The organism is Yersinia sp. J1 (genome assembly GCF_050586585.1).
GTDB classification, from domain to species: Bacteria; Pseudomonadota; Gammaproteobacteria; order Enterobacterales; family Enterobacteriaceae; genus Yersinia; species Yersinia entomophaga.
Genome location: NZ_JBOBDP010000008.1, coordinates 131591 through 139472, shown reverse-complemented (window position 1 = coordinate 139472; position 7882 = coordinate 131591). Strand labels below are relative to the sequence as shown.

Below are 7882 nucleotides of genomic sequence, written 5' to 3'. Positions count from 1 at the left end.
CCTCTTTTAGGGGCGTAGTTCAATTGGTAGAGCACCGGTCTCCAAAACCGGGTGTTGGGAGTTCGAGTCTCTCCGCCCCTGCCAAATAAATAACCCTTCGCGAAAGCGAGGGGTTTTTTATTTGGATCAAACAAATAAAAGCTACACTTTTGCAGTTATTATCCATTACCCTGACCTCCTGACCTCCTGACCTCCTGACCTCCTGACCTCCTGACCTCCTGACCTCCTGACCTCCTGTTATTGTCTGATTTTCATTCGTATCCCGCCGAAGTAGCCCTCATTTTCTCGTTAAATATATTAAATAATCTTAAAATTCAAAGAGCCAGTGTTAATTAATTACATTTTTAAGGCCAATTTCGTACAGCACATTGTTAATTTATAGTGGAATTCTACTTATTATCACTACAATAACTTGTATATAGAATTAATTAATAATCTGCATTTGTCTCTCTTCAATAAAGATTGAATCAATTCTGACCCACTCAGATTGTTTATGAATTCTCTGCTTATTTTTTGAATAATATAGAAATGTTACCTGTCACCTTGAGATGATAGTGCCGTGAAGGAACCCTGTGATAAGAAAATTGACACCAATGTTTGCAGCTGGTGTGGTAACGACTATATGCACTGCAGGTCAGGTTGTTTCTCAGTCGTGATTTTTTTAACGTCGGTTTCAAAGAGACAGGGTGTTTGTGGAAACGAAAGTATTTACATAATGATAGAAAACGAGGCATTACGCTTACAATTGTCGATATATGGCGAGGCGAGGAAGCCGGATTAAAACGGCAATATTCTTATTATTCAATCACTTATGCGGGAAATATCTGTTCAGGTCTATTGCGAATAGTAATGCACAAAACAATATTAAACAGTCTGTTATGGATAGTTTGGTATCAGCAACAAGTCAGTTGAGTATTGCCTTTAGGTGCAATCAGATTGGTCTGTCGTTCATTGGTTCCCAGTTCGTTATTCCCATGATTGGATAGCTTGGTTGCACTGTATTCACTATAGAAACTATTTTACACCCTTAGCAATGATTATGCTGTTAGCCGCGGCTTTGGTATTTTTCCCCGTATTTTGGGCGCCACGTTTGCGCGATTGATGGAAATAGTCGCTCTGGAATGGGGAGATTCGTACGGATACAAATACATCAGTACAGAGGTCTATATGCTATCCAGAATGCTCGCTAGATTATCTGAAATTACTTTCACTTCCTGCCATCTCGATAGGCTAAGCGTTGTTTCTCAGCGAAGCAGAATAGAATGTGTTCGCAGCGATGGTGATAGATGGCAACCTAATTAACTAGGGTGTTGGCACGCTGTTTAGCGTGCTGATTTAGAACTTAATCCTGGGTTATGTTCTCTTTCGCGGTACTGTCGGTTCATGGTGGGGAAGATGACCATTGCCGTTCTGTCATTGCGCTTTATTGCCGCCCAGAAGGCAATGAGAGCTTTTTATATGATTCCGCAATCATGGGCTAAGCGTTTCTCGATTAACTCCGTGTGGCCCCTTCAGTGGCGTTATTCATCGGAGTTTTTAATAATTGGCGGATTAATATCTGCTGATCGCTATTTTGTAGCCACACCGCGTACATAGGCCTCACTATTGCGGGGATCTCCGGGTTAGCAACAAGCTGCGGGTAATCTTTTTGCCAATGCTCAGGTAAAAATGCACAGCCGCCAGTCGTGTCTAAGAGTTGTCGCGTCAAATGGGCAGAAGTCGTTGTCAGAACTGGCATTTGCTCATGGTCTAACAGGCGATTTTCCTGTTGATGAAAATCTGCCCCCCACTCCAGTTTTATATACGGCATTTCTTCGGTTTTATCTTGCTGACCTGATGAAAAAAGCCGCAATGAAAAATTCCCTAACAGTTGGCTGGCTAATTCGTCCATTTTGGGCGGCTCGGTAGTGATTAAAAGGTCGAGTTGCCGTTCATGCAATTGCTTCACTAAAGACTGGCGTAACGCAATACGAGCTTCGAGTCGCAGCCCTTCTCGTTGGAGATAGAGTGTCTGTAACCATGGAGTGAGATAGGCTTCCCATAGTGATGCCGTTGCGCCAATCGATAGCTCAGTATGCTGAAGAGAGTGTATGACCTCCTTCTTGGCCAACTGCCAGGTATTCATCAAGGTTTCTGCGTAGGGCACCAAACGTTCGCCGGCTGGCGTCAGACGAATATTATTCCGGTGGCGAGTGAATAAACTTGCACCTAATTGATTTTCCAACTGACGGATTCGAAAACTCACTGCTGACTGTGTTAAGTATAAAGATTCCGCTGCGCGGCCAAAGTGGCGGGTTCTACTGACCTCCAAAAAGGTTTTCAGTAATTCGGTGTCCACACCTATCTCCAATTTTTTTTGTCGTTAAGATTTAAATGTTTTGTTTTACACGATGTCAAGCCTATCTAATACTCCGCGCCATAAACAGCACGACCATGACAGAATTAGGAGCGTGTCAGATGGCGGATAGCTTCATCACAACCAATCGTTTTTTTGATAACAAACACTATCCTCGCGGGTTCTCGCGTCACGGTGATTTCACCATTAAAGAGGCGCAATTGCTAGAGCGCCATGGCTATGCTTTCAACGAGCTGGATTTAGGCAAACGTGAGCCAGCAAACGAAGAAGAGCAACTGTTTGTTGCCGTTTGTCGTGGCGAGCGCGAGCCTGTTAGCGATGCGGAAAAAGTGTGGTCCAAATACATCACCCGAATCCGGCGTCCAAAGCGCTTCCATACGCTGTCTGGCGGTAAACCGCAGGCAGATGCAACGGAAGACTATGTCGATAGCGATGACTAATAGAAATGGGGCGAAAGCCCCATTTTTACGTCAACGCTTTGTGTAGCTGTAACAGTAAACGATCCATACAACGATAGCTCAAGGCTTCAGAAATGTGTGGCTTTTGAATGTCATCCTGTTGTGCCAAATCGGCCAGCGTGCGCGCGACTTTCAAAATTCTATGCCAGGCTCGTACGGATAAACCGAGCTTCAGCAGCACTTGTTCAAGAAATTGTGCGTCTTGCGGCGTGACCGCACAAAATCGAGCAACCTCTTTGCTGTTGAGTTGGGCATTTATCTTTCCTGAACGATGCAATTGTTTTTCTCTTGCCTGTAATACTCTCTGCCTGACGGTTGCGCTATCTTCCCCGCTATTTTTTTGCATCCTCAATAAACCTTTCGGTAGCAATGGCACTTCAATGGATAAATCAAATCTATCGAGGAATGGGCCGGATAATTTGGCAAGGTAACGCAGTATTTGCTGTGGCTGTGCGCGATTGTGTCGCCCCTGATAATGTCCACTGGGGCTGGGGTTCATCGCGGCGATAAGCTGTATTTTGGCCGGGAAACACACTTTTGCCGTTGCTCGCGAGATAACCACTTCGCCAGATTCTAAGGGTTCCCGTAATGAGTCCAGTACCTTGCGCTCGAATTCAGGCAGTTCATCCAAAAATAACACGCCGTTGTGTGCCAGCGAGATCTCTCCGGGACGAGGTATGGAACCGCCGCCAATTAACGCTGCCATTGATGCACTATGGTGTGGTGATCTAAATGGGCGCTTGCACCAATGCGTGGGAGCCTGATGCCCTTGCAGTAAGCTGGCTACGGTGGCAGTTTCCAGTGCTTCCTGATTGCTTAAGGGTGGCAGTAAACCATTTAATCGGCTGGCTAACATCGTTTTCCCGGTGCCAGGTGGCCCAAGTAACAGTAAGTTATGTCCTCCGGCAGCGGCGACTTCCAGTGCGCGTTTAGCCTGTTGCTGGCCGATAATATCCTGCAGGTCGAGTGTGTTATCCCATTCCTGCCAATCACTTGCTTGTTTTGGGGAGGAAAGTGAGCCTTCTCCACGCAGAAAACCGCAAACAGCCAGAAGATGCTCTGCAACCAAACTGTTTCCTTTGACGATTAAGCCAACTTCCATTTCATTGGCGCAGGGCAGTATTAACAGACGAGAGGCGCCTGTACTGGCCAGAGCGGCTGAAATAGCGCCGCTAACGCTGCGTAAACCGCCTGACAGGGCGAGTTCACCAAGAAACTCATATTGACCTAGCTTATCTACGGGGATCTGCTCTGAGGCTGCGAGGATGGCTAAGGCTATTGGCAAATCGTAGCGACCACCTTCTTTGGGTAAGTCTGCTGGCGCCAGACTGACGGTAATCCGTTTAGCCGGAAAGGTAAATCCACTGTTTAATAAGGCGCTACGTACCCTATCCCGCGCTTCTTTCACCGTTGTTTCGGGTAATCCGACTAATGTCAGCCCCGGTAACCCGTTGCTAATGTGCACTTCAACGGTGACTGGAGGTGCTTGTACGCCAATGGAAGCGCGGGTATGGATGACGGCCAGTGACATAGTTTTCCCCCTTCTGATGTTTGGTATCTTGCCGAATTGAGTTTTTTTGTCATTAGGGTGGTGTTTAGCCTGCGAGAAGGCGCGAAAACTATCGTTTTGATTACGAGGGAAGACATGAATTTTGCGTGGCCTATCGTAAAAACGTCTCGGTTATGAAGAAATTTCAGGCTCAGTGCAAAAGTATCTCTGACATTTTTTTAAGCATGGGGACGTTAAGCGTAAATTTTCTGTATAAAAATCAGGGAAAGAAATATCGGTTTTATCGTTTGATAATTAACACAATTATTGCAATTGTAGTCTTGGGTCACAAAATGACTTTTTAAAAAAATATTGTCATAGCGATAATAACTGTGATAACTCTGTAGGTATTCGTTCGACAACAGACATGTGAACAACCGATTATGAAAGCTTTCGTCCAAGTGATTAACCTAGTCCTAATTAGCGTGGTGGTGATTATTATCCCACCGTGCGGGGCTGCACTTGGACGAAGAAAGGCATAAAAATCAAGCCTTAATCACAAGAGAACCCCCGCACCGAAAGGTCCGGGGGTTTTTTATTGGCCGGTAAAAAGACGCGGTGAACGTAAAATGCACAACAGAATAAAATCCTGTGTCGCTCGCAAAAGTTCGGGGAAATAACTATGAATGGTGCTCAGTGGGTGGTTCAAGCGCTACGTGCGCAAGGGGTAGAGACGGTATTCGGCTATCCGGGTGGGGCAATTATGCCAGTCTACGATGCCTTGTATGACGGTGGCGTTGAACATCTACTGTGTCGCCATGAGCAAGGGGCAGTAATGGCTGCCATCGGTTATGCTCGTGCAACCGGAAAGGTCGGGGTGTGCATCGCCACTTCAGGCCCCGGAGCCACTAACTTGATCACAGGTCTGGCAGATGCGTTATTGGATTCTGTTCCGATTATCGCTATCACCGGTCAGGTGGGTTCTGCCTTAATCGGCACCGACGCTTTTCAGGAAATTGATGTGCTGGGGCTGTCTTTGGCCTGTACCAAACACAGTTTTCTGGTTGAGTCTTTAGACGCGTTGCCGGGCATTATGGCTGAAGCCTTTGCCATCGCCAGTAGCGGTCGCCCTGGGCCGGTTTTGATTGATATTCCGAAAGATATTCAGTTAGCCGTCGCAGAGTTACATCCGCATTTGCTGTCGGTGGAAGAACACTATCTGGATTCCAGTGCCGAACGCCAGCAGGCTTATGACATGTTAAGTGCGGCCAAACAACCGATCGTTTATGTCGGTGGTGGCGTAGGTATGGCACAGGCGGTGCCTGCCTTGCGAGCGTTTATCGCTGAAACCGGGGTTCCCGCCGTAGTGACTTTGAAGGGTTTGGGTGCCCCTGACGCTGAGCATCCTTGCTATTTAGGCATGCTGGGTATGCACGGCACTAAGGCAGCCAATCTGGCGGTGCAGGAGTGCGATTTGTTGATCGCCGTCGGAGCACGTTTCGATGATCGAGTGACCGGTAAGTTGAACGCGTTCGCGCCGAAAGCCAAAGTTATTCATATGGATATCGATCCGACGGAGTTGAACAAACTGCGGCAGGCTCACGTTGCTTTGCAGGGTGATTTGAAAACCTTGCTTCCCGCGTTGCAGCAACCTCTGGACATCCAGCCGTGGCGCGATGAAGTTATTGCGTTGAAGCAGCAGCATAGCTGGCGTTATGACCATCCGGGGCAAGCAATTTATGCGCCGCTGTTACTGAAACAGATTTCCGATCGTAAAGGGCCTGAAACCGTTATCACTACCGATGTCGGTCAGCATCAAATGTGGACTGCACAGCATATGAGTTTTACCCGTCCGGAAAACTTCATCACTTCTAGCGGGTTGGGCACGATGGGCTTTGGTGTTCCGGCGGCCGTCGGTGCGCAAATGGCTCGTCGGGACGACATGGTTATCTGCGTGTCCGGCGATGGCTCCTTTATGATGAATGTTCAGGAGCTGGGAACGATAAAGCGCAAACAGCTGCCGCTGAAGATCGTTTTGTTGGATAACCAGCGTTTGGGCATGGTTCGACAGTGGCAGCAGCTGTTCTTTGATGCCCGCTACAGTGAGACCAACTTATCCGATAACCCCGATTTCATCACTTTGGCCAGCGCTTTTGATATTCCCGGCCAACGTATCACCCGCAAAGACCAAGTCGATGCCGCATTGGACGCTCTGTTTAACAGTACCGGCCCGTACCTGCTTCAGGTTTCCATCGACGAACTCGAAAATGTCTGGCCGTTAGTTCCGCCGGGCGCAGGTAACGAAACCATGCTGGAGAAAATTTCATGATGCAACATCAGCTCTCGATCCAAGCCCGCTTCCGCCCTGAAATGTTAGAGCGCGTATTGCGAGTGGTGCGCCACCGCGGCTTTCAGGTTTGTGCTATGAATATGTCGCCTATCCTTAATAACGAAAATATTAATATCGAGCTGACCGTTGCTAGCCAACGTTCGGTAGATTTACTGTCTTCTCAGTTGAATAAGTTGTTGGATGTTGCGAGTGTAGAAATCCAGCAGACCAATACATTACAAATACGCGCCTGAGGCGCTAGAAGGAAAGTACAGAATGACTAAGAAAGCTGATTACATTTGGTTTAACGGCGAAATGGTTCCGTGGGCAGAAGCCAAAGTTCACGTAATGTCTCATGCGTTACATTACGGAACATCAGTCTTTGAAGGTGTCCGTTGCTATGAAACCAAGCATAAAGGCCCGGTTGTATTCCGCCATCGCGAACATATGCAGCGTTTGCATGATTCGGCCAAGATCTATCGGATGCCAGTTTCACAATCCGTCGATGAGTTGATGGAAGCCTGTCGCGAGACGCTGCGCAAAAATAAACTGACTAGCGCCTACATCCGTCCTCTGGTGTTTATCGGTGACGTGGGAATGGGCGTTAATCCGCCGGAAGGCTACAAAACCGACGTTATCATCGCCGCATTCCCTTGGGGTGCTTATCTGGGAGAAGAAGCGCTGGCACAGGGCATTGACGCAATGGTTTCATCTTGGAATCGCGTTGCGCCGAATACCATTCCAACTGCCGCTAAAGCCGGTGGTAACTACCTTTCTTCCTTACTGGTGGGCAGCGAAGCGCGCCGTCATGGTTATCAGGAAGGGATTGCGCTGGACGTTCACGGCTTCTTGTCCGAAGGTGCGGGCGAGAACCTGTTTGAAGTGAAAGACGGAGTATTGTTCACTCCGCCATTTACCTCATCCGCTCTGCCGGGTATTACCCGCGATGCCATTATCAAGCTGGCTAAAGATATGGGCCTGGAAGTGCGTGAGCAGGTGCTGTCTCGCGAATCTCTGTATCTGGCTGACGAAGTGTTTATGTCCGGCACCGCCGCCGAAATTACCCCAGTACGCAGCGTTGATGGTATTCAGGTCGGTATAGGTAAACGTGGCCCAATTACCGAGAAAATCCAGCAGGCGTTCTTTGGCCTGTTCACCGGCGAAACTGAAGACAAGTACGGCTGGCTGGATCCTATCAATCAATAATAACTAAAAAGTGACAGACAGAACCCGCGGGTGGTTCGTTCGCC

General features: G+C 48.0%; 7 protein-coding genes and 1 tRNA gene. 6 read left to right on the top strand and 2 right to left on the bottom strand.

The features are described from left to right. The first annotated feature begins 8 nt into the window (after window positions 1–8). Window positions 9–84, top strand: a tRNA-Trp gene (locus ACQ4OC_RS13200). Between the two features lie 1408 nt (window positions 85–1492). On the opposite strand, the gene hdfR is transcribed toward ACQ4OC_RS13200, so the two are convergent. Then, window positions 1493–2338, bottom strand: coding sequence for an HTH-type transcriptional regulator HdfR (gene hdfR, locus ACQ4OC_RS13195; protein ID WP_064514494.1), 846 nt, complete (start codon window positions 2336–2338; stop codon window positions 1493–1495). A gap of 119 nt (window positions 2339–2457) precedes the next feature. Here hdfR and ACQ4OC_RS13190 point away from each other — a divergent pair, with 119 nt between their 5' ends. Continuing rightward, entirely contained in the window at window positions 2458–2796 is a 339-nt protein-coding gene (locus tag ACQ4OC_RS13190; protein ID WP_064514491.1) for a DUF413 domain-containing protein, read from the top strand. Window positions 2797–2821: 25 nt separating this feature from the next. On the opposite strand, the gene ACQ4OC_RS13185 is transcribed toward ACQ4OC_RS13190, so the two are convergent. After that, complete coding sequence (locus ACQ4OC_RS13185; RefSeq protein ID WP_064514489.1) at window positions 2822–4345, bottom strand: YifB family Mg chelatase-like AAA ATPase; 1524 nt, start codon at window positions 4343–4345, stop codon at window positions 2822–2824. Window positions 4346–4746: 401 nt separating this feature from the next. Here ACQ4OC_RS13185 and ilvL point away from each other — a divergent pair, with 401 nt between their 5' ends. From ilvL to ACQ4OC_RS13165, 4 genes are all read left to right on the top strand, one after another. After that, window positions 4747–4845, top strand: coding sequence for an ilv operon leader peptide (ilvL, locus tag ACQ4OC_RS13180; protein ID WP_071889786.1), 99 nt, complete (start codon window positions 4747–4749; stop codon window positions 4843–4845). 140 nt (window positions 4846–4985) lie between these two features. Then, window positions 4986–6632, top strand: coding sequence for an acetolactate synthase 2 catalytic subunit (gene ilvG, locus ACQ4OC_RS13175; RefSeq protein WP_064514485.1), 1647 nt, complete (start codon window positions 4986–4988; stop codon window positions 6630–6632). Then, window positions 6629–6886: an acetolactate synthase 2 small subunit gene (gene ilvM, locus ACQ4OC_RS13170; RefSeq protein ID WP_064514483.1), complete on the top strand. Its 258-nt coding sequence runs from the start codon at window positions 6629–6631 to the stop codon at window positions 6884–6886. The genes ilvG and ilvM overlap by 4 nt, the downstream gene beginning before the upstream one ends. A gap of 22 nt (window positions 6887–6908) precedes the next feature. Next, complete coding sequence (locus ACQ4OC_RS13165) at window positions 6909–7838, top strand: branched-chain amino acid transaminase (RefSeq protein WP_064514481.1); 930 nt, start codon at window positions 6909–6911, stop codon at window positions 7836–7838. The last annotated feature ends 44 nt before the right edge of the window (window positions 7839–7882 follow it).